The sequence below is a fragment of the Streptomyces sp. NPDC028907 genome (genome assembly GCF_055564995.1).
This window is the reverse complement of record NZ_JBVHVE010000004.1, coordinates 292,393-313,768: the sequence shown is the minus strand read 5'-3', so window position 1 is coordinate 313,768 and position 21,376 is coordinate 292,393. Positions and strand designations below refer to the sequence as shown.

At 71.2% G+C, this 21,376-nt stretch carries 15 protein-coding genes and 1 tRNA gene; 10 read left to right on the top strand and 6 right to left on the bottom strand.

All coding sequences use genetic code 11. From position 1 onward, the window contains the following. Positions 1–14: 14 nt before the first annotated feature. Entirely contained in the window at positions 15–686 is a 672-nt protein-coding gene (locus tag ACZ4UU_RS14040) for a uracil-DNA glycosylase (RefSeq protein WP_468039641.1), read from the bottom strand. 77 nt (positions 687–763) lie between these two features. Further along, complete coding sequence (locus ACZ4UU_RS14035; protein ID WP_468039640.1) at positions 764–1,822, bottom strand: PucR family transcriptional regulator; 1,059 nt, start codon at positions 1,820–1,822, stop codon at positions 764–766. 249 nt (positions 1,823–2,071) lie between these two features. On the opposite strand from ACZ4UU_RS14035, the gene ACZ4UU_RS14030 reads away from it, so the two are divergent. The 3 genes from ACZ4UU_RS14030 to ACZ4UU_RS14020 all read left to right on the top strand — a co-directional run bounded on the left by ACZ4UU_RS14030 (position 2,072) and on the right by ACZ4UU_RS14020 (position 9,621). Then, positions 2,072–2,500 carry a hypothetical protein gene (locus tag ACZ4UU_RS14030; protein ID WP_468039639.1) on the top strand — a complete coding sequence of 143 codons (429 nt, stop codon included), beginning with the start codon at positions 2,072–2,074 and terminating at the stop codon, positions 2,498–2,500. 97 nt (positions 2,501–2,597) lie between these two features. Then, positions 2,598–4,634, top strand: a complete 2,037-nt coding sequence (locus tag ACZ4UU_RS14025; protein WP_468039638.1) for an SPFH domain-containing protein — start codon at positions 2,598–2,600, stop codon at positions 4,632–4,634. A gap of 82 nt (positions 4,635–4,716) precedes the next feature. Beyond that, positions 4,717–9,621 carry a DNA repair ATPase gene (locus ACZ4UU_RS14020; protein ID WP_468039636.1) on the top strand — a complete coding sequence of 1,635 codons (4,905 nt, stop codon included), beginning with the start codon at positions 4,717–4,719 and terminating at the stop codon, positions 9,619–9,621. A gap of 163 nt (positions 9,622–9,784) precedes the next feature. Here the strand turns inward: ACZ4UU_RS14020 and ACZ4UU_RS14015 are convergent, their stop codons facing one another. Both ACZ4UU_RS14015 and ACZ4UU_RS14010 read right to left on the bottom strand, forming a co-directional pair. Continuing rightward, positions 9,785–9,988, bottom strand: coding sequence for a Na+/H+ antiporter NhaA (locus ACZ4UU_RS14015; RefSeq protein WP_468039634.1), 204 nt, complete (start codon positions 9,986–9,988; stop codon positions 9,785–9,787). 236 nt (positions 9,989–10,224) lie between these two features. Further along, positions 10,225–10,297: transfer RNA gene (locus ACZ4UU_RS14010), tRNA-Arg, on the bottom strand. A 309-nt stretch (positions 10,298–10,606) separates the two neighbouring features. On the opposite strand from ACZ4UU_RS14010, the gene ACZ4UU_RS14005 reads away from it, so the two are divergent. The 4 genes from ACZ4UU_RS14005 (at position 10,607) to ACZ4UU_RS13990 (ending at position 16,994) form a co-directional block, all read left to right on the top strand. Then, on the top strand, positions 10,607–12,214 hold the full coding sequence (locus ACZ4UU_RS14005) for a dynamin family protein (RefSeq protein WP_468039632.1): 1,608 nt from the start codon (positions 10,607–10,609) through the stop codon (positions 12,212–12,214). Between the two features lie 3 nt (positions 12,215–12,217). After that, positions 12,218–14,521 (top strand): YfjP family GTPase, encoded by a 2,304-nt coding sequence (locus tag ACZ4UU_RS14000; protein ID WP_468039631.1) that lies wholly within the window; start codon positions 12,218–12,220, stop codon positions 14,519–14,521. 316 nt (positions 14,522–14,837) lie between these two features. Beyond that, on the top strand, positions 14,838–15,311 hold the full coding sequence (locus ACZ4UU_RS13995) for a single-stranded DNA-binding protein (protein ID WP_468039629.1): 474 nt from the start codon (positions 14,838–14,840) through the stop codon (positions 15,309–15,311). A gap of 261 nt (positions 15,312–15,572) precedes the next feature. Then, entirely contained in the window at positions 15,573–16,994 is a 1,422-nt protein-coding gene (locus tag ACZ4UU_RS13990) for a Cys-Gln thioester bond-forming surface protein (protein ID WP_468039627.1), read from the top strand. 136 nt (positions 16,995–17,130) lie between these two features. On the opposite strand, the gene ACZ4UU_RS13985 is transcribed toward ACZ4UU_RS13990, so the two are convergent. Then, entirely contained in the window at positions 17,131–17,415 is a 285-nt protein-coding gene (locus ACZ4UU_RS13985) for a hypothetical protein (protein WP_062720717.1), read from the bottom strand. A gap of 179 nt (positions 17,416–17,594) precedes the next feature. Then, entirely contained in the window at positions 17,595–18,272 is a 678-nt protein-coding gene (locus tag ACZ4UU_RS13980) for an HNH endonuclease family protein (protein WP_468039625.1), read from the bottom strand. A 312-nt stretch (positions 18,273–18,584) separates the two neighbouring features. Here ACZ4UU_RS13980 and ettA point away from each other — a divergent pair, with 312 nt between their 5' ends. The 3 genes from ettA to ACZ4UU_RS13965 are packed head-to-tail and all read left to right on the top strand — an operon-like array spanning position 18,585 to position 21,349. After that, the gene (gene ettA / locus ACZ4UU_RS13975; RefSeq protein ID WP_468039624.1) at positions 18,585–20,249 is read left to right on the top strand and encodes an energy-dependent translational throttle protein EttA; all 1,665 of its coding nucleotides are present in this window, start codon (positions 18,585–18,587) and stop codon (positions 20,247–20,249) included. Between the two features lie 6 nt (positions 20,250–20,255). Further along, positions 20,256–20,684, top strand: a complete 429-nt coding sequence (locus tag ACZ4UU_RS13970) for an acyl-CoA thioesterase (protein WP_468039622.1) — start codon at positions 20,256–20,258, stop codon at positions 20,682–20,684. After that, positions 20,681–21,349 carry a DUF8185 domain-containing protein gene (locus ACZ4UU_RS13965; RefSeq protein WP_468039621.1) on the top strand — a complete coding sequence of 223 codons (669 nt, stop codon included), beginning with the start codon at positions 20,681–20,683 and terminating at the stop codon, positions 21,347–21,349. The genes ACZ4UU_RS13970 and ACZ4UU_RS13965 overlap by 4 nt, the downstream gene beginning before the upstream one ends. Positions 21,350–21,376 lie beyond the last annotated feature (27 nt).

The window sequence follows — 21,376 nt, the reverse complement described above, 5'->3', positions numbered from 1 at the left end:
TCGGTGATCAACCGTCACGCGCTGCCCAGCAGGCGGGCGGCTCGGCGGAGGGTCTCAAGGATCTCCTGGCGGGCGGTGGGGCGGGAAGCGAAGACGCGGGGACTCGGGTGCCAGGTGGGCAGGGTGTGCACCTTCGGCGCATACCGTTCCTGGTAAGCGGCCCAGCCCGCCTGGGCCTTGCGTCCCATGGGAACCACCACCTCCAGGTCCGGCAGCATGGTGATCACTTCATGGAGGAAGGGTGCCGCACGCTGGATCTCCGTCCGTCCGGGCGCGGCGATGCGGTCCGCCGTGCCCAGATACCACGGCACCACGTTCCAGTGGACGGACTCCCGGTACGGCAGACCGGCCTCGGCGCGCAGGGTCCAGCAGTTCTGTGCCGTGGGATCGTCGTTGTCGATGGAGATGATGCCGCTGCCGGTGCGCCGCAATTCGGCCTCCACCCCCATGGACTTCTGGCCCGGAGCCTCCAGCAAGAACAGGCTCCGGGCGCCGACCCCGCCGGAAGCGGGATCGAACCACGGCACGGCCCCACCGTCACCGAGCCGGCCGCGCAGGTCCTCCACCCAGTCGTTCAACGGGCGTACCGAGGGCGCGGTCCGCACCGCACCCAGCCGGACGCGCAGCATGTCCGGATCACGCAGGGCCCGCGGCGCCGCGGACGCGAAGACATCGTCGGTAAGCATGGCGCGAAGTGTGCCATCAGCCTGTGACAGCGGGGCCCGTCGCCCGGCAGGCTCCACGGGCATGGCCGGGAGGACCTTCAGAGGTCCTGGGCCGGCCAGTCCAGCAGTCGGGCGCCGATCACCGCGGTCTGCAGCAGGTAACGGTGCGCCGGGTCGGCGGGGTCGGCGCCGGTGAGCTTGTGGATGCGTTCCAGCCGGTAGGTGAGGGCGCGCACGCTGAGCGAGAGGCGGCGGGCGGCCTCGGCGGCCACGCAGCCCGCGTCGAAGTAGGTGGCGAGGGTCCGCAGGAGGGGTTCCGCGCCACCCCGAGCGGCGGTGAGCGGGCCGAGGCTGTTGAGCACCAGGTCGGCCATGGCCTGCCGGTCGCGGGTCAGGACGGGGTACACGAGCAGATCGGCGGCGTGCAGGACCGGGTCCTCGAGCTCCAGGCGTTCGGCCAGTTCCAAGGTGTTGAGCGCCTCTTCGTAGGAGTGGACGACGCCGCCGGGCCCGGACTGCGCGCGGCCGATGGCGACCCGGCCGCCTTCCGTGGCCGCGTGGGCCTGCTTGGCGAAGTGCGCGAGGACCTCCTCCTGGTGGCCGGGGGCGATGCACAGCAGGCGGCCGTCCTTGGTGGTGAGCAGGATGCTGCGGTCGCCGAAACGTGCGATGAGGGCGCGTTCCACCCGCTGGGGAACCTTGTCGCCCTCCTCGTAGGCGGTGGGACCCTGGGCGACGGCCACGGCGTGGGCGTGCGCGAGGCGCAGGCCGAAGCGTTCGGCGCGTTCGGCGAGGCGGCCCAGGTCGCTGCGTCCGTAGAGGAGATCGTCGATGAACTCCCGGCGGGCGGCCTCCTCCTGACGTACGGCGTTGCGCTGGGCGCGTTCGTAGCCCTCGGAGAAGGCGTCGACGACCTGGTGCACGGCGGCCAGGGCGCTGTCGGCCGAGCCGGGGGTGGCCGGCCATGCCGCGCGGGCGGCGGCCAGGTGGGCACTGACGAGGGCGCGCAGTCCGTGACCGGCGTCCGCGGCCAGCTCACCGAGGTCCCGGCGGGAGGTGAGTTCCTCCCGGGTGAGCCGCCGCCCCGTGGCCGCGACCTCGGCCAGGATCCGGGCATACCCCTCCAGATACTGCTCGGGAATCTGCCGTTCCGTCATATCGCCCCCGGATTCTTGACGCGCCTCTGACGGCCTCTTAGCGGCTGACCGGCATTCAGACCTTAGTGAACATTGCCGGAAAGCGGCAATGCGCGGGCGTGCGCCGGCCGGGCACCATGACGTACGGGGAGCACTACGGGGGATTCCGGTGCCGGACACCGGCAGGGGTTCGGCACCGGAGCCCGGAACAGTCGATGCGCCGTCGAACACGGCTGACGAACACTGCGGGCGGAAAGGGGTGACCAGCCCATGCGGACGTTTCTGGCGGTCGCCACCGGCCTGCCCACGATCCTGCTGACCGCCGCCCTCGTCGTCACGGTGTGCTTCTGGTTCCTGGTCGCCGCGGGCTTCGCCGGCATCGACAGCTTCGACGCCGACCTGGACCTTCGCGACTGGGGCATGGGCGGTGTACCGGCGACGATCGCCGTCTCCGTGCTGACCGTTCTCGCCTGGTCATTGAGTGTCGGCGGGAGTCTCGCACTGACCGTGTTCACCTCTCCGGGCCCCGCCACCGGACTGCTGCGCATGGTCGTACCGGTCCTGGCACTGCTCGCCGCATGGCGGATGACCCGCCTCTTCGTACGGCCCCTGCACCGCCTCTTCCCCGACGAACCCGGTCCGCCCGGCCTCGGCCGGGCACGGGACCGGGACCGGGACCACGTGGACCAGGCGGCCTGACGCACGGCGCCCCCGGGCAGCGGCGGCCCCCGCCACTCCTTACCCGTGTCGCGACCTCAACTCGCCTCACCATCCTTACGCCTCAAGGACGTATGCCATGAATGCCATGATTCTGGGCGTCGGCGTGCTCATCGCCGTCGTCGCGCTTGCCGCCCTCGTCGTCTCCCGGCTGTTCCGCAAGGTGGAGCAGGGCAAGGCGCTGATCGTCTCCAAGCTGCGCAAGGTCGACGTGACCTTCACCGGTCAGGTCGTGCTGCCCGTGCTGCACAAGGCCGAGGTGATGGACATCTCGGTGAAGGCCATCGAGATCACGCGGACCGGCAAGGACGGACTGATCTGCCGGGACAACATACGCGCCGACATCCGGATCACGTTCTTCGTCAAGGTCAACAAGACGATCGAGGACGTCATCAAGGTCGCCCAGGCGGTCGGCACCGCACGGGCCAGTGACCGGGACACACTGCAGGAGCTGTTCCACGCGAAGTTCTCCGAGGCGCTGAAGACCGTCGGCAAGCAACTGGACTTCACCGACCTCTACACCAAGCGCGACGAGCTGCGGTACCGGATCATCGAGGTCATCGGCGTCGACCTGAACGGCTACCACCTCGAGGACGCGGCGATCGACTACCTGGAGCAGACGCCGCTGACCCAGCTCGACCCGGCCAACGTCCTCGACGCCCAGGGCATCCGCAAGATCACGGAGTTGACCGCCCTGGAGCACGTGCGCACCAACGAGGCCCAGCGCACCGAGGAGAAGGAGATCACCCGGCAGAACGTCGACGCCCGCGAGGCCATCCTGGAACTGGAGCGCCGGCAGGCCGACGCGGAGATCAAGCAGAAGCGGGAGATCGCGACCGTACGGGCCCGTGAGGAGGCCGAGACGGCGCGGGTGGTGGAGGAGGAGCGGCTGCGGGCGCAGGCCGCGTTCCTGGCCACCGAGGAGAAGCTCGGCGTGCAGCGTGAGAACCAGGCCCGCGAGGTCGCCGTGGCCGCGAAGAACCGCGAGCGGGTCATCGCTGTCGAGAACGAGCGTATCGAGAAGGACCGCCTCCTCGAAGCCATCGCCCGGGAACGGGAGACGCAGCTGACCCGGATCGCCGCCGAGAAGGAGGTCGAGGCGGAGAAGCGGGAGATCGCCGAGGTCATCCGCGAGCGGGTCGCGGTGGACCGTACGGTCGCCGAGCAGGAGGAGTCCATCAAGAAGCTGCGTGCCGTGGAGGAGGCGGAGCGGCAGCGGCAGGCGGTGATCATCGCCGCCGAGGCCGAGGCGCAGGAGAAGCTGGTCAAGGACATCAAGGCCGCCGAGGCCGCCGAGCAGGCCGCCACGCACCGTGCGTCGGAGGAACTGACCCTGGCCGAGGCCCGGTTGAAGACGGCCGACCTCGACGCCCGCGCCAAGCTCCGCCTCGCCGAGGGCGTCCAGGCCGAGGCCGCCGCCGAAGGGCTGGCCGCCGTACAGGTCCGTGACAAGGAGGCCGACGTCATCGAGAAGGCCGGCCGTGCGCAGGCCGAGGCGACGCAGGCCCGGATGAGGGCCGAGGCCGAGGGCACCAGGGCGCAGGCCCTCGCCCAGGCCGAGGGCATCGGCGAGAAGCTGAAGGCCGAGGCGGCCGGTCTGACCGAGAAGGCTGCGGCGATGGCCGCCCTCGACGACGCTTCCCGCGCCCACGAGGAGTACCGGCTGCGTCTGGAGGCCGAGAAGGACATCCGGCTCGCGGGGCTCGACGTACAGCGGCAGGTCGCCGAGGCGCAGGCCACGGTGCTCGCCACCGGGTTGGAGAACGCCGATATCGACATCGTCGGCGGCGACTCGGTCTTCCTCGACCGGCTGGTGTCCTCGATCGCGCTCGGCAAGGGCGTCGACGGTTTCGTCCAGCACTCCGAGACCGCGCAGGCGCTGGCCGGGCCCTGGCTGGACGGCACCTCCTGCTTCACCGACGACCTGAGCCGCGTCCTCGGCGCGGTCTCCACGGCCGACGTGCAGAACCTGACCGTCTCGGCACTGCTGATGAAGCTGATGGGGAACGGCGGGGCCGACTCGGGGCAGCTCCAGCAACTGCTCGACCGGGCCGGCGAACTGGGACTGGCGGACCGCCCGCTCACCGCCCTCAACGGCAAGGCCGCCCACGTCTGACCCGCCCCGCCTCGGTCCGGAGCCGCCGCGCAGGGGAGGGCGGCTCCGGACCGACTACTTCCGGCTTCCTGAGAGGGGACCCATGACCACCGGCCTGGACACCGGCACCCACGAGCCACTGGACGCGGGTACCTACGACGTGCTGCGCGACCGCCTCACCGCGCAGGCCGCCGAGCTCGCCCGCCGCACCGAGGCGCTCAACGCCCGCCGAGGCGAGGAGTTCGGCTCGATGCGGCTGGAACTCGCCGGCACCGGGCGACTGCGTACCGAGCACGCCGCGGAGCCCCGGGACATCGTCGCCGTGGGGGACGTGCTGCTCTTCGGCCACAACGCCGTCCCGGGCCGTGCGGCGGACACCAGTGTCGGAGATGTCCTCGCCCTGCACGACCGCACCCTTCGACGGCTGCCCGACGACGCCGTACCCGGCCTGCTCGACGATCCCGTCTTCGTCCGGGAGTTCGCCGCGCTGCACCGCTACTACCGGCAGGCCCGTCTCCTGCGGCTCCGCACGGTCGAGGACAAGGTGCTCGCCGTCTTCCAGACCGGTGAGAAGACGGCCGACATCCGTGTGCTGCGCTGGGCCCTGTCCGACGACGGCCGGGCCACCTTCCTGGACGCGCGCGGTGACCGTGACCACGTCCTGCCGCCCTCCCACGACGTCGAATGGACGGCGGCCACCCGCGACGACCACGTCCTCGGCCGCCATCCCCATGTCTCCATAAACGGCGAGGCGTTCGTCTCCACGGTCGGCGGCACCCTCACCGTCAAGACCGACGACGACACCGAGACCGATGAGGGTGTCCACAGCGAGCCGGTCGACGAGCCGCTGCAAGCCCTCGCGGACGCGGACATCGCCCACGCGCGCGTGGGGCCGCTGATCCTGCTGCGTGTGCGCCCCTACAAGGAGGAAACCGACCGCCACCTGGTCCTCAACACCCTCACCAGGACCGTCGTCCGCCTCGACGGCATCGGCAGGGCCTGTCGCCGCCTGCCGGACGACCAGGGCATCGTCTTCCCGGGCGGCTACTGCCTGGCCGACGGCACCCACAAGGCGTACGAACTCGACACGGAGCAATTGGAGTTCGAGCGGGAGGTCCGCTCACCGAACGGCGAGGACGTCCTCTACGCCTTCCACGCGCGCGTGGAGGGCCGCAGCGTCCTCCTGCCGTACAACACGATCCGCAAGGAGATGGCCGCCCCGCTGCCCTGTCACGGCTGGGCGCTCCTCGACGACGGCGCACTGGTGCTCCTGCGCGCCGACGCCGACGAAGCACAGCGGGTCCACCCCGCCCAGCTGTGGAACTCCCCCTACGTCTCCGACACCCACGCCGCCACCCGGCCCGTCGGCACCGGCCCACTGGCCCGCGTCGGCAACGCCGACCTCGTGCGGGGCATCTCCGACTGCCTGTCCATCACCGGGGCCGTCAACCGGATGGCCCCCACGAGCGAGGTGTACGAGGCCCTGGTGGCCGCCTGCGTCCGGGTGACGGACACCCACCACTGGCTGGCCGACCCCGAACTCGGCGACCTGCACGCCCCCCTGGCCCAGGTGCGCGGCACGGCGGAACAGGTCCTTGCCGAGTTCGAGACCGTCCAGGCCCTGACCCGGCAGGCCGCCGACGCCCTCGACGAGGCGGCCGCCCGGGTCGCCGCGGTGGTACGACGGCTTCGCGGTGAGGCGCCGCGCGGAGCCGCCGCCTGGGTGACCGGGCTGACCGAGCTCCGTCAGGCGCAGGGGCACCTGCTGACCCTCAAGGAGATGCGGTACGCCGACACCGCCCGCATCGACGCACTGGCCTCCAACACCGAGGCCGATCTGGCCGCCTTCGGACAGCGGGCCGTCGCCCACCTGGCGCGCGAGGACGCCTTCGCCGGCCACCACGCGGACATCGAACGGCTCGTCGCGGACACCGAGGCCCTCGCCACCGTCGCCGAGGCCGTGCCCCTGGTGGCCCGCCTCGACGAACTGGCCGAAGGAATGCGGGTGGTGGCCGAGGTGGTCACCGGGCTCGACATCGGTGACACCACCGTCCGTACGTCCGTACTGGAGCGCATCGCCGAGGTCGTCGGCGCGGTCAACCGGGCCCGCGCCGTCCTCGAAACCCACCGCCGTGCCCTCCTCGACGAGGAGAGCCGGGCCGGGTTCGCCGCCGAGATCGGGCTGCTGGGCCAGGCCGTCGCGGGTGCCCTCGCGATGGCCGACAGCCCCGAGACGTGCGACGAACAACTCGCCCGCCTGCTGGTCCAGGTGGAGACCCTCGAATCCCGGTTCGCCGAGTTCGACGAATTCCTCGGCACCCTCGCGGACCGGCGCGACGAGATCCACGAGGCGTTCTCCGCCCGCAAACAGACCCTCGCCGACGCCCGCGCCCGGCACGCCGAGCGCCTGGCCGACTCCGCGGCCCGGGTCCTGCGGACCGTCGTCCGCCGAGCCACCGCCCTGCCGGACGCGGACGCGGTCACCACGTACTTCACCTCCGACCCGATGCCCGTCAAGGTCCGCCGCCTCGCCGGCGAGCTGCGCGACCTCGGCGACCAGGTACGGGCCGAGGAACTGGACGGCCGCCTCAAGGCCGCCCGCCAAGAGGCCCTCCGCGCCCTGCGTGACCGCACCGACCTGTACTCCGACGACGGCCGCTCCCTCCGCCTGGGCGATCACCGATTCGCCGTGAACACCCAGCCCCTCGACCTCACCCTGGTCCCCCACGGCGACGGACTGGCCTTCGCCCTGACCGGCACCGACTACCGCTCCCCGGTCACCGACCCCGACTTCACCGCCACCCGCCCGTACTGGGACCGCCCGCTGCCGTCCGAGTCGCCCGAGGTCTACCGCGCCGAACACCTCGCCGCCCGCCTGCTGGACGAACACGGCCCCGCGGCCCTCGCGGCGGCCGACCTGCCCACCCTCGTGCGACAAGCCGCGGAGACGGCGTACGACGAGGGCTACGAGCGCGGCGTCCACGACCACGACGCGACAGCGATCCTCACCGCGCTCCTGCGCCTGCACGACGACGCGGGCCCGCTCCGCCACGAGCCCCACGCCCGGGCCGCGGCCCAGCTGTACTGGGAACACGCGACGACGGCCGGGACACGCGCACGCTGGACGCGGCGGGCGGTGTCGCTGGCCCGGGCACGGGACACGTTCGGCCTCGCGCCCGCCATCTTCGACCTGCGGGCAGAACTGGCGGACGCCATCGGAGGCGAGTACGCGAGCAGCGCCGCCGCCTACCTGTTCGAGGAGCTGACCACCGGCCCCGACGGCTTCGTCATCAGCGCCGGCACCCGCACGCTGCTCGACAAGTTCCGCCGCACCGTGGGCACGTCCGCCTACGACGACGACCTTCCCGCACTCGACGACCTGGCCGCCCGCAGGCAGCTCGTCGAGGCCTGGCTCTCCTCGTACACCTCCGCCACCGGCACGGACGTCCCGCCCGGCGACCTCGCCGAGGCGGTGGCGGCCGAGCTCTGCCCGGAGCTGGTCCGGTACGAGTCCGACGCGCCGTTGACCGAGACCGTCGAGGGGCTGCTCGGCACGCACCCGCGCATCGACGGCCGTACGCTCACCGTCCGCATCGACGAATTCCTCGCCCGTACGCGGCACTTCCGTCTGCACGAGGTCCCCGCCCAGCGCGCCTGTCAGCGCCGCCGGACGGACCTGGTGACCGCCGAGCGCACGCGGATACGCCTGGACGACTACCGGCCGCGCGTGATGTCCGCGTTCGTGCGGAGCAAGCTCATCGACGAGGTGTACCTGCCGCTCGTGGGCGACAGCCTCGCCAAGCAGCTCGGCACCACGGGCGAGACCAGGCGCACCGACACCGGAGGACTGCTCCTGCTCATCTCCCCGCCCGGCTACGGCAAGACGACCCTCATGGAGTACGTCGCCGACCGGCTCGGCCTGATCCTGGTGAAGGTCAACGGCCCGGCCCTCGGCCACGCCGTCACCTCGCTCGACCCGGCCGCGGCGCCGAACGCCACCGCCCGCCAGGAGATCGAGAAGATCAACTTCGCGCTGGAGGCGGGCAACAACACCTTGCTGTACCTCGACGACATCCAGCACACCTCCGCCGAGCTGCTGCAGAAGTTCATCCCGCTGTGCGACGCCACCCGCCGTGTCGAGGGCGTGTGGGACGGTGAGCCGCGCACCTATGACCTGCGCGGCAAGCGGTTCGCCGTCTGCATGGCAGGCAATCCCTACACCGAGTCCGGCAGCCGCTTCCGCGTGCCCGACATGCTCGCCAACCGGGCCGACGTCTGGAACCTCGGCGACGTCCTGACCGGCAAGGAGGACGCCTTCGCGCTCAGCTTCATCGAGAACGCCCTGACGTCGAACCCGGTGCTCGCTCCACTGGCCGGCCGCGAACGCGCCGACCTGGAGCTGCTCGTCCGCCTCGCGCAAGGCGACGAAGCGTCCCGAGCCGACCGTCTCAGCCACCCGTACGCCCCCGCCGAGCTGGAGCGGATCCTGGCCGTCCTGCGCCACCTGCTCGCCGCCCGACGGACGATCCTGGCCGTGAACGCGGCGTACATCGCCTCGGCGGCCCAGTCGGACGCGACCCGCACCGAACCGCCCTTCCGACTGCAAGGCTCCTACCGCGACATGAACAAGATCGCCCAGCGCATCCAGCCCGTCATGAACGACATCGAGCTCGCCGCGCTGATCGATGACCACTACAGGGCCGAGGCACAGACCCTCACCACCGGCGCCGAGGCCAACCTGCTCAAACTGGCCGAGCTGCGCGGCACACTGACGGCGCACCAGGCGTCGCGCTGGGCGGAGGTGAAGGCGGCCCACGTCCGTTCCCAAGCCCTCGGTGGCCCCGGGGACGCGCCCCTGCCCCGCGCGATCAACGCGCTCGGCCTGCTCGCCGACCGGATCGCCGCGATCGAGACCGCGATCAACCGGGCCGCCGACCCACACCACCTGCCGGCACCCTCCCGGGCCCGGCATGCGGCAGGTCGGCAACCAGGCGCAGAAGACCTCTGACCTGGGATCGCACGACGCAACGCGGGTCGAGGGCGGCCCGCGGGTGTCAGCGTTCCGCGCGTCGACCCATGACCTGGGCGACCAGGAGCCCGACGATCAGGACCCACGCCACCGCCCCCTACTCTCCGTACGTCCAGCCCAGGGCGCCTACGACAACGGGCTGTCAGGCACCGCCGGTCAGGGCGACCCGGTCCGTGACGAAGGCCCACTCCCGTCGTGCGCTGCCGGTGGCCATGGGCACGGCCCAGCCGTCCAGGCTGCCGCCTCCCGCGGACGCGGTGATCGCGTAGAAGGCGGCGGGCACGATCATGCCGGAGAAGGCGGCGATGACGGGCAAGGCGGCGGTGGCGAGGGGTGCGGAGCTCACCGACCACGAGTTCGCGCTTGATGTCGGCAAAGGGCCTGTTCGCCCACACCAGCGCCACCACGGCCGCCCCCCAGCAGGACCAGCCCGGGCGGGCTGCGCGTTGACACGTTCTTGCCACCCTAACCGGCGTTCTGGAGCGGGGGGCGTGATGGCGACGGTGGCGCGACGCCTCTGTGTGGGGGCGGCATCTGCACTGACCAGCAAAAACGCCCTCCCGAAGGAGGGCGGAGCATGGGCGCCCCCGGCAGGACTCGAACCTGCGGCCAAGCGCTTAGAAGGCGCCTGCTCTATCCACTGAGCTACGGGGGCCGGGTTGTGTTGGCCTCGGTCGTGGGCTGACCCGTGACGATGCCGGAGACAAGGATAGGGCTCCCGCATCCGTGTCCCTGCTGCTTCGCCTCCGCGGCTCGATGTGGAGGTTCGGTGAAGCGGTCCTGATAATCGCAGGCAGGTGCGAATCGCGCACCGCTTTTGGCCTCTTGCGCCCCGGGTGTTGTGCACTCGTTATGCCTGGACTGTGCCTGTGTCCCAGTCGTCCCTTCCATCCCTTGTGTCCCGTCGGCGCGCAGACATGCTCATATGCTTCAGAATTCCCCTAAAATTGGGCATTCTTCGCATGTGGTGACCTTGGACGTACGGCCTCAGCTGCTCGACGCACTTTCCGCCCTGCGCGACCGTGTCGCCGCCGCACGCTTCCCGCTGCCCCTGGCGGGGGCGCCACGCGCGCGTGCCAACCGCGACGAACTGCTCGCGCAGCTCGACGACTATTTGGTGCCCCGCTTGAAGGAGCCCGAAGCGCCCTTGCTGGCCGTGGTGGGAGGGTCCACCGGCGCCGGCAAGTCGACGCTCGTCAACTCCCTCGTGGGCCGGCGCGTGACCGAGGCAGGCGTGCTGCGGCCCACGACGCGAAACCCTGTGCTGGTCTGCCATCCCGAGGACCATCATTGGTTCAGCGGGATGCGCGTCCTACCCGACCTCACGCGCGTGTGGGTGACCGAACACGATCCGGCGGACGAGCTGATGCTGTCCGCCGAGGACTCCGCGCGCGTACTGCGGGTCGAGACCGCCGACACACTGCCGTGCGGCCTCGCCCTCCTCGACGCACCCGACATCGACTCCCTGATCGCCGACAACCGTGTCCTGGCCGCGCAACTGATCTGCGCGGCCGACATCTGGGTGATGGTGACCACGGCCGCGCGCTACGCCGACGCCGTCCCCTGGCATCTGCTGCGCACCGCCAAGGAGTACGACGCCACCCTGGTGACCGTTCTGGACCGGGTGCCCCACCAGGTGGTGTCCGAGGTGTCCCGGCAGTACGGGGCACTCCTCACCAAGGCGGGCCTCGGCGACGTACCCCGCTTCACCGTGCCCGAGCTGCCCGAGTCGGCCTGGGGCGGCGGGCTGTTGCCGGCCACGGCGGTGGCACCGCTGCGCACCTGGCTCAGCCAGCAGGCTTTGGACCCGGGGGCGCGGGAACACGCCGTCGCCCGTACGGCCCACGGCCTCCTCGACTCCCTCAAGGTCCGCATGCCCGAGCTGGCCAACGCCGCCGCCGCCCAGTACGCGGCGGCACTGCGGCTCACCAACGCCGTGGACAGTGCGTACGACAGCGAGTACGCGCGCGTGCGGAGCCGGCTGCAAGCCGGTGCCGTGCTCGCCGGGGACGCGCTGAAACGCTGGCGCGCCTTCCCGCTCGACAGCACCGCCGGTGAGCTTCTCGACTCGCTGGTGGAGAGCCTCAGCACCCTCCTGCTGTGTGCCGTCACCGCCGCAGACGAGCGTGTCGACGACGCCTGGCGGCGTGAACCGGCCGCCTCCGCCCCCGAGCTGACGGGACGTGACCCGCGGCCCGCGAGTGTCGAGCACCGCATCGGTGTGGCCGTACGGCGCTGGCGCAGGGAGCTGGAGGAGTACGCCGAGGACGAGGTGAGCGTCCTCGACCGCAGCGTCGCCCCGGACTCCGAGGTCGTCACCGCACTCGTCGCCACCGCGCTGCTGGGCGGACGCCGGGCGCGGTCCGCGGGGGAGGGGCTCGCCGAGCGGATCGGGGCGCACGGGGCGCTGCGGCTGCGCGACCGGGCCGGGCGGCTGCTCAACGAGCACCTGGACCGGGTCATGCACAACGAACGCGAGCGACGGCTCGCCCCGCTCGACGCCCTGGAGGTCCACCCCGAACCCCAGGCCGAACTCATCGCCGCGCTGTCCGTACTGCAGAAGGAGAGGTGACCGGTGACTGCCGTCACTGACCAGGACCACACGGAACACGCCGATCAGCAGGAGGACGGCGCCGCCAAGGACGACGAGCGCGAGCACCACGTCCCGGTGAGCGCACCCCCTGTGGACGGCGCTTGCGAGAACGGCTTCCCCGTGGCGGGCGACCGCGCGGAGAAGGAGCCCGACGAGGGCGAGGATTCCGTGGTTGCCGAGGAGCCGGAGATGCGCAAGCTCTGGAGGAAGCTGGCGAAGCAGGAGTGCCGCGCGGGCGACGACCACGCGCGCGTGGAGCATCCGCGGCTGGAACCCCCACGCGCGGAACACGGGGAGTCCGACGACACGCCCGCGCGCGTGGACGTCCCCGACTCCGGTGGCCGTGGTGGCGGCGACGCACAGGTACGTGTCGCTGTCCCTGAGCCCGGAGTGCGTAAGGGCACCTCTGATTCCAACGGCGGCCGTACGGGCGGGGACGCTCCCGCGCGTGACGGCGACCGCGGCTCGGGGGGACGCAGGAGCGAGGGCACCTCCCGACGTGCGCAGACCCCCGCGCGTGCGGAGTCCTCCACCGGTACCGAGTCGTCGACCGGTGCGGATGCCCCCACCGGTACCGAATCCGCGTCCCCCTGGGACGACGGACTGATCGCGCGGAGGGTGAATGAGACCGCTGCTCCGGAGCAACCCGCCATCGCGGAGCCGCGTGCTTCCGGGGCGCAGGTCGTGACGCCGCTCGCGTACGACGGCCCGCTGCGGTCCCGGCTCGACGCGCTGCGGGAACTGGTGGGGCTCTCGCGCACCAGGCTCGACAACAGAACGCTCTCCGAGGCGGGCCGGGTCCTCGACGAGGCGGCGGCGCGGCGCAGGCTGTCCGGGCAGCACACCGTCGTCGCCATCGCGGGCGCCACGGGCAGCGGCAAGTCGCAGCTGTTCAACGCGCTCGCCGGAGTGACCATCTCGGAGACGGGCGTACGACGGCCGACGACCGCCTCGCCGCTCGCGTGCAGCTGGAGCGACGGCGCGGTCGGACTCATCGACCGGCTCGGCATCCCGCCGAGGCTGCGCCGGCGGCCCGCGCAGAACGCGGCCGCGGACGGTCAGCTGCGCGGGCTCGTCCTGGTCGACCTGCCCGACCACGACTCGGCGGCCGTACAGCACCGCGAACAGGTCGACCGCGTCCTGGCGCTCGTCGACGCGGTCATCTGGGTCGTCGACCCCGAGAAGTACGCCGACGCCGTGCTGCACGAGCGCTATCTGCGGCCCATGGCCGGGCACGCCGAGATCATGTTCGTCGTCCTCAACCAGATCGACCGGCTGCCCGGCGAGGCCACCGACCAGGTCCTCGACGACCTGCGGCGGCTCCTCGACGAGGACGGCATCGCGCTGGGCGAGCACGGCGAACCGGGCGCCGTCGTGCTCGCGCTGTCCGCGCTCACCGGGGACGGCGTCGGCGACCTCAGGGATGCCCTCGGCCAGTTCGTCGCGGAGCGCGGGGCGGCCGCGCGCCGGATCTCGGCCGACGTCGACGCCGCCGGGTGGAAGCTGCGGCCCGTCTACGCGGCGCGGCGGCGGACCGGGCTCAGCGAGGAGGCGAGGGACGAGTTCTCCGCCCGGCTCGCGGACGCCATCGGCGCCACCGCGGCGGGCGAGGCCGCCGAGCGGGCCTGGCTGCGCAACGCCAACCGCGCGTGCGGAACGCCCTGGCTGCGGCTGTGGCGCTGGTACCAGGACCGGGGCGAGCCCCCGACGGGGCGCCTGTCCCTGCGGGCCCAGACGGACGAGGAGGCCACCGCGCGGCAGCGCGTCGAACAGGCGGTGCGGACGGTCGCCGACGAGGCGTCGGCCGGGCTGCCCACGCCGTGGGCGCAGGCGGTGCGCGAGGCGGCCGTACGGGGCGCCCAAGGGCTGCCGGAGGCGCTGGACGAGCTGGCCGCACGGGCCGGACTGCCGCCCGGACGGCCCCCGCGGCCGGGCTGGTGGCCGGCGGCCGTCCTGGTCCAGGCCTCCATGACGATCCTTCAGGTCATCGGCGGACTCTGGCTGGTGGGCCAGATCGTCGGGGTCATGGCGCCCAACCTGGGTGTGCCGGTGCTGCTGATGGTGGCCGGCATCGCCGGCGGCCCGCTGGTCGAGTGGGGCTGCCGGATGGCTGCCCGAGGTCCCGCCAGACGGTACGGCCTGGACGCGGAACGCCGGTTGCGGGAGGCGGCGGCCGGCTGCGGACGGGCCCGCGTGCTGGATCCGGTGGCGGCGGAGCTGTTGCGGTACCGGGAGGTCCGGGAGCAGTACGGGCGGGTCATGGGGGTGGGGTCCTCGGCGCGTTGACCCGGGACCAGGGAGGTCGTCAGAGCCCGGGGACGTGACCCGCGATCAGGGGCTGACCTGGTCGGCGGAGCGTTGGTCACCCGTTCGAGTGGCGAAGATGTCCACAGGCGGGCGATGGTCCACAGGGCTCAGCGGGCTCGGCCCGACGGAGGCAGTCTGGCTTCGCGGCGATCGCGGCGGACGCGGTCGATCGCGGTGACGGCGGTGCACCAGGACGTACCTGGCCGCGCGGCCGTCATGTCGGACGCAGCCGTACGGGACGGGCCCGTGCGCGTATCGGCCCGGCGGAAGCGGCCGGGTGAGGGAGGGGTTCGCGATGAACGAGACGACCATCTGCGCGGTGGGCAACGTGGCGACGCAGCCGGTGTACCGGGAGCTGGCGACGGGACCGTCCGCGCGCTTCCGGCTGGCGGTGACCTCGCGCTATCTGGATCGCGGGAAGAACGAGTGGACCGACGGACACACCAACTTCTTCACGGTGTGGGCCAACCGTCAGCTCGCGACGAACGCCGCCGGATCGCTGAACGTGGGCGATCCCGTCGTGGTGCAGGGCAGGTTGAAGGTGCGCTCGGACGTCCGCGAGGGGCAGAGCTGGACCTCGGCCGACATCGACGCGACGGCGATCGGCCACGACCTGGCGCGCGGCACCTCGGCCTTCCGCCGCACCCCGAGGCCGGAGGCGGGAGCCGTCGCCGCATCGGCGGCCCGGCCCGAGCCCGACTGGGAGACACCACCCGCCGATGCGGCTGCCGACGTCCAACAGGCCCAGGAACCCGTGTCGGTGACGTGACGTCAGTCACCTGAACGGGCCGACCGAACTGCGGCTTATCGGCGAATGCGTTCCGAACGACCCCGGTGGATTTGTCGATAAGCCCTGCTCGTAAGGGATCTTGGCGATAACGATTCCGAGTCGGATCGGCCCTCCGACGGGATCCCAGGGAAGCGTGGCGCATCGCGTACCTAGGATGCCGGACGTAGCTCTCGGGGCTTCTGATTCTGCTGGTGGGACCGTTCCCCCCACGTCAACGGGTCCTGCTCGAAGGGGAATTCTGTGTTTGCTGCGTTCTCTGCGCTGTCGGTCCACAGGCAACAAGGGGCGGCCCGTGTCGCCGCCGCGTCCCTGGTCTCCGGGCTCGTAGCCGCCTCGGTGTTGTCCGGCGCCGGCCCGGCCGCGGCCGACGAGGCGGCGTGGGGCCAGGGCGGGGCGACGGCCACCATGGGCGGTCTGAAGACCTACGGTGCCGCGGTCGTCCACGCCGACTCCGGCGACCAGGAGATCTCGGCCGGCCTGTTCGAGATGTCCGTCGACGGCGGCGGCATGCTGCAGACGTACTGCGTCGACATCCACAACCCGACGCAGCGCGACGCCAAGTACCACGAGACGCCCTGGAGCGGCACCTCGCTGGGGGCCAACAAGGACGCGGGCAGGATCCGCTGGATCCTCCAGAACTCCTACCCCCAGGTGAACGACCTCGCCGCGCTCGCCGGGAAGGCGGGCGTCAAGGGCGGCCTCACCGAGCAGGACGCCGCGGCCGGCACCCAGGTGGCCATCTGGCGCTACTCGGACGGGGTGGACGTCGACGCCGTCGACCCGCAGGCCGAGTGGCTCGCCGACTATCTGGAGAAGAACGCGCGCAGCGTGGCGGAGCCCCAGGCCTCGCTCACGCTCGACCCGCCCGCGGTCTCCGGCCACCCCGGTGAGCGGCTGGGACCGGTGACGGTGCACACCAACGCCGGCAGCGCGACGGTGACACCGCCCGCGGACGCCGCCACCAGCGGAGTGCGCATCGTGGACAAGGACGGCGTGGCCGTCACGTCCGCCACGAACGGCAGTCAGGTCTACTTCGAGGTGCCCGAGAAGGCGGCGGACGGCCAGGCGGAGTTGACCGTGCAGGCGTCGACGACCGTGCCCGTGGGCCGTGCCTTCGCCGCCGAGAGCCGCAGCCAGACGCAGATCCTGGCCGGCTCCAGCGAGTCGACGGTGTCGGCGACGGCGACCGCGACCTGGGCCAGGACCGGTGCGATACCCGCGCTGTCGGCCGCGGAGAACTGCGCCAAGGGCGGCGTCGACATCACCGCGGCCAACGAGGGCACCGAGCCGTTCGCCTTCGAGCTGCTCGGGGTCGAGTACAGCGTTCCGGCGGGCAAGTCCAGGACGGTGACGGTCCCTCTGCAGGAGGACCAGGCCTACGACTTCACCATCGAGGGGCCGGGCGGTTTCGAGAAGCGGTTCACCGGCGTGCTGGACTGCAAGACACAGGTGAGCGAGGCCGACGAGGCGGGGGACGCCGTCCAGACCCTCAGTGAGCCGAGCCCGGCCACGGTGGGCGCGGGGTCCGACGACACCAACCTCGCCGCGACCGGTGGCTCCACCATGACCCCCCTGATCGCGGGCATCGCCATCGGCCTCGTCGTGATCGGCGGCGCGGCGCTGGTCGTCGTACGGAAGAAGCAGCTGCCGACCCAGGACTGAGACCAGGCCGACATCGGACCAGGGGCCTGATCCACCTGCGTGGATCAGGCCCCTGGCGTTGGACCGTGCGTCACGGTCCGTACTCCACCGGTATTACGGCATGAGACGCGGCTCGAGGCCGCGCTCCGAGCCCGACCTACCAGGCGCTGTTGTCGCAGCCCATGGTCGAACCGAGGTGGGTGGCCTGCGCGCCCGGGTCGCCCTCGCCGTTGAGCGCGCTGCCCAGCGCACCGTTGAGGATGCCGACCTGGCCGAGGACGTCGAGGTTCAGGTCGTGCGACTTGCAGTTGGAGCTCTGCAGGACGCTGACCTTGTCCCCGCCCTTGCCACCGTGACCGTCGGCCGTCGCCGTCCCGGCGCCCAGGAGCCCGGCGGTGCCGATGGCCACGACCACGACGGCAGCCTTGCGAAGCTTGTGCATGTCATCTCCGAAGGAGTGAGGTGGGTGCGATCAGTGAGAGATCGACTTCGTACAGTTACGAGAGGCTAATGTGAAAAATTCCTATATGTCCTGATGGCGCGCCGGGAATCATCGGTGTGTCACGCACGAGAACCCGGTTGGTGGGCCCCGCCCATCCGTCAGAGGGCGGGGCTCCGGTTCTACGGCGCGGGTTCGTAGGTCACGGTGGTGCCGGGGCATGCCTCCGCTTGCTGGGTGAGCGCTTCGAGTTCGGCGGCGTCGGCGGTCAGGCCCCACCGCAGTTTGGTGGCGATCCACTCCGCGGTGTACCGGCACGTGACCTCGACGGCCGGCGGCAGCCATTCGGCCGGGTCCTGGTCGGCCTTGCTGCGGTTCGAGGCCGCGGAGACGGCGACGAGGGAGGGGTTGACGGCCAGGTCGTTGGCGTACGCCTCACGCCGCGCGGCGGTCCACTGCGACGCCCCGGAGTCCCAGGCCTCCGCGAGCGGGACCATGTGGTCGACGTCCAGGGCGGACGCGGAGGTGAGCCAGCGCGCGTCGTAGTACGACCACCAGCGCCCGCCGGAGAGCTTGCAGCCGGGGAGGATCTGGGGCCGCTCGATCGCCTCGGCGAGCAGGACCTCTGCTCGGGTGTTGCAGCCGTCGGTGGGGTGCTGGCCGGCGTTCCAGTGCTTGAAGCTCGTGCGCTGGTAGCCGTCCCTCACCTCCGCGGCGACGGGGAGGAGATGGACCGAGGCCGCCATGGGCAGCGTGTAGGTCTCGGCCGGGCGGTGATGGGCATGGGCCGGGGTGGGTGTCGCGAGGGCCGCGAGTAGGAGCGCGGCCGCCGGTGCGATGCGTCTGAGGTTCTTGATCACGCGTCGCAGAATTGACGGCGTGTACCTCGTTCGAGGGGTTCGACTCGAACGGATGAGCCATGTGGGGGCTTTAGTTCACCGGACGGGTATTCCGATGAACACCCGTCGGGAGTATGTCCTTACGATGGAATGCCTGGGGGAGTGATGACACTCGGTGACGGGACGGCTACCGGTGCGGTCGGCGCATGCCGGGGTCGGTGAATGCCCAGGTCATGGCCGCTCACCCATACTGGTTTCCCCCCAGGGGTGGCGATCCGGCAAGATGGGGTGTATCTGCCCACTGCCAGATTTCAAGCTGCCGGACGGTTTCTCTTGGCTGAGTACATCTACACCATGCGCAAGACGCGCAAGGCAATCGGCGACAAGGTCATCCTTGACGACGTCTCGCTGAACTTCCTGCCCGGCGCGAAGATCGGTGTGGTCGGTCCGAACGGCGCCGGTAAGTCGACCATTCTGAAGATCATGGCGGGGCTGGAGCAGCCGTCGAACGGCGATGCCTTCCTGTCGCCGGGGTACACCGTCGGCATCCTCCTGCAGGAGCCGCCGCTGAGCGAGGACAAGACCGTCCTGGAGAACGTCCAGGAGGGTGTCGCCGAGGTCAAGGGCAAGCTCGACCGGTTCAACGAGATCGCCGAGCTGATGGCGACCGACTACTCCGACGCGCTGCTCGACGAGATGGGCAAGCTCCAGGAGGAGCTCGACCACGCCAATGCGTGGGACCTCGACGCTCAGCTGGAGCAGGCCATGGACGCGCTCGGCTGCCCGCCCGGCGACTGGGCCGTCACCAACCTCTCCGGTGGTGAGAGGCGGCGCGTGGCGCTCTGCAAGCTCCTGCTTGAGGCTCCTGACCTGCTGCTTCTCGACGAGCCCACCAACCACCTCGACGCCGAGTCGGTGAACTGGCTGGAGCAGCACCTCGCCAAGTACGAGGGCACCATCGTGGCCGTGACCCACGACCGGTACTTCCTCGACAACGTCGCCGGGTGGATCTGCGAGGTCGACCGCGGCCGCCTGCACGGCTACGAGGGCAACTACTCCAAGTACCTGGAGACCAAGCAGACCCGTCTCAAGGTCGAGGGCCAGAAGGACGCCAAGCGCGCCAAGCGGCTCAAGGAAGAGCTGGAGTGGGTGCGGTCGAACGCCAAGGGGCGTCAGGCCAAGTCCAAGGCCCGTCTCGCCCGCTACGAGGAGATGGCAGCCGAGGCCGACAAGATGCGGAAGCTGGACTTCGAGGAGATCCAGATCCCGCCGGGCCCGCGCCTGGGCAGCATCGTCGTCGAGGTCTCCAACCTCACCAAGGGCTTCGGCGACAAGGTCCTGATCGATGATCTGAGCTTCACGCTGCCTCGCAACGGCATCGTCGGTGTCATCGGCCCGAACGGCGCCGGCAAGACCACCCTCTTCAAGATGATCCAGGGTCTGGAGACCCCGGACTCCGGCGACATCAAGGTCGGCGAGACCGTCAAGATCTCGTACGTCGACCAGAGCCGCGCGAACATCGACCCGAAGAAGACCCTGTGGGCGGTCGTCTCCGACGAGCTCGACTACATCAATGTCGGGCAGGTCGAGATGCCCAGCCGTGCCTACGTCTCGGCCTTCGGGTTCAAGGGCCCCGACCAGCAGAAGCCGGCCGGTGTGCTCTCCGGTGGTGAGCGCAACCGTCTCAACCTCGCGCTCACCCTCAAGCAGGGCGGCAACCTGCTGCTCCTCGACGAGCCGACCAACGACCTCGACGTCGAGACCCTCGGCTCGCTGGAGAACGCGCTGCTGGAGTTCCCGGGCGCGGCCGTGGTCGTCTCCCACGACCGCTGGTTCCTCGACCGGGTCGCCACGCACATCCTCGCCTACGAGGGTGAGTCCAAGTGGTTCTGGTTCGAGGGCAACTTCGAGTCCTACGAGAAGAACAAGATCGAGCGGCTCGGTCCGGACGCCGCCCGTCCGCACCGCGCCACCTACAAGAAGCTGACCCGGGGCTGATCGATCTTGCGGCACATCTACCGCTGCCCGCTGCGCTGGGCGGACATGGACGCGTACGGCCACGTCAACAACGTGGTCTTCCTCCGCTACCTGGAGGAAGCCCGTATCGACTTCCTGTTCCGTCCCGAGAAGGACTTCAAGCAGGGGTCCGTGGTGGCGCGCCACGAGATCGACTACAAGCGGCAGCTCGTCCACCGGCACCACCCGGTGGACATCGAGCTGTGGGTCAGTGAGATAAGGGCGGCGTCCTTCACCATCACCTACGAGGTGAAGGACGACGACCTGCTCTACGTCCGGGCCTCGACGGTCGTCGTGCCGTTCGACTTCGAGGCGGGACGGCCGCGCCGGATCACCGCGGAGGAGAAGGAGTTCCTCCGGGAGTACATGGACGACGTGGCCGACGGAGCCGACGAGGAGGAGGCCGTCGCCGCATGACGGTGCTCCACCTCGCCGACGAGGGGGAGGCGGCGGACCTCGCGGCCTTCCTCTCCCGGCTGCTCCACTACGACCGCGGTGCCGCGGTACGCCTCCAGGCGGCGGGCACCGCGCTCGCCGTCTTCGGGCGCCCGCCGTCCTTCGAGGTGCTGGCGATCCGCGCCGTACGGCTGGCGAAGCCGTACGAGAACGGGCTCGACGTCACCCTGGACGTGACCGTCTCCGCGGGCGAACTGCTGGAGTCCGTCGACGAGTCGGCGGCCACCGCCCTCGTACCGGAAGCCGTGACCGGGCCGCCCTGGGCCGGGGTGCTCCCGCCGCGCGGCGGCTGGCGGCCGGTGCCGGGGCTGCCCGCGCCTGATGCGCTGCGGGCGATGATCGGGGCGGGGATCGCCGAATTCCGGTCCCGTACACAGGAGTTGCCGGAAGAGCGGCGCACCCGGAACGAACTCGACCGGATCGGGCGGGAGATCTGGTCCCGGACCGTCGGGGACACCCAGCTGCCGGTGCGGGCCTTGCACGCGGCCCAGTCGCTCGGATTCCTGCGCGCCAACGGGGAGTTGGCGCTGCTCTCGTCCGGCGCGTGGCTGCGGCTGCGCACGCCGTACGGTTCGATCGCGGTACGGCGTGCGGGGCTCGGGGCGCTCGACGTCAGCGTGCGCTGAGAGCGGCTCCTGCCGCGTTCAGCCCGC

Coding starts and splice junctions, on each gene's coding strand:
- ACZ4UU_RS14035 (WP_468039640.1), bottom strand. CDS start 1,822: ATGACGGAACGGCAGATTCCCGAGCAGTATCTGGAGGGGTATGCCCGG.
- ACZ4UU_RS13985 (WP_062720717.1), bottom strand. CDS start 17,415: ATGCACAAGCTTCGCAAGGCTGCCGTCGTGGTCGTGGCCATCGGCACC.
- ACZ4UU_RS13965 (WP_468039621.1), top strand. CDS start 20,681: ATGACGGTGCTCCACCTCGCCGACGAGGGGGAGGCGGCGGACCTCGCG.
- ACZ4UU_RS14040 (WP_468039641.1), bottom strand. CDS start 686: ATGCTTACCGACGATGTCTTCGCGTCCGCGGCGCCGCGGGCCCTGCGT.
- ACZ4UU_RS14020 (WP_468039636.1), top strand. CDS start 4,717: ATGACCACCGGCCTGGACACCGGCACCCACGAGCCACTGGACGCGGGT.
- ACZ4UU_RS14030 (WP_468039639.1), top strand. CDS start 2,072: ATGCGGACGTTTCTGGCGGTCGCCACCGGCCTGCCCACGATCCTGCTG.
- ACZ4UU_RS13995 (WP_468039629.1), top strand. CDS start 14,838: ATGAACGAGACGACCATCTGCGCGGTGGGCAACGTGGCGACGCAGCCG.
- ACZ4UU_RS14025 (WP_468039638.1), top strand. CDS start 2,598: ATGAATGCCATGATTCTGGGCGTCGGCGTGCTCATCGCCGTCGTCGCG.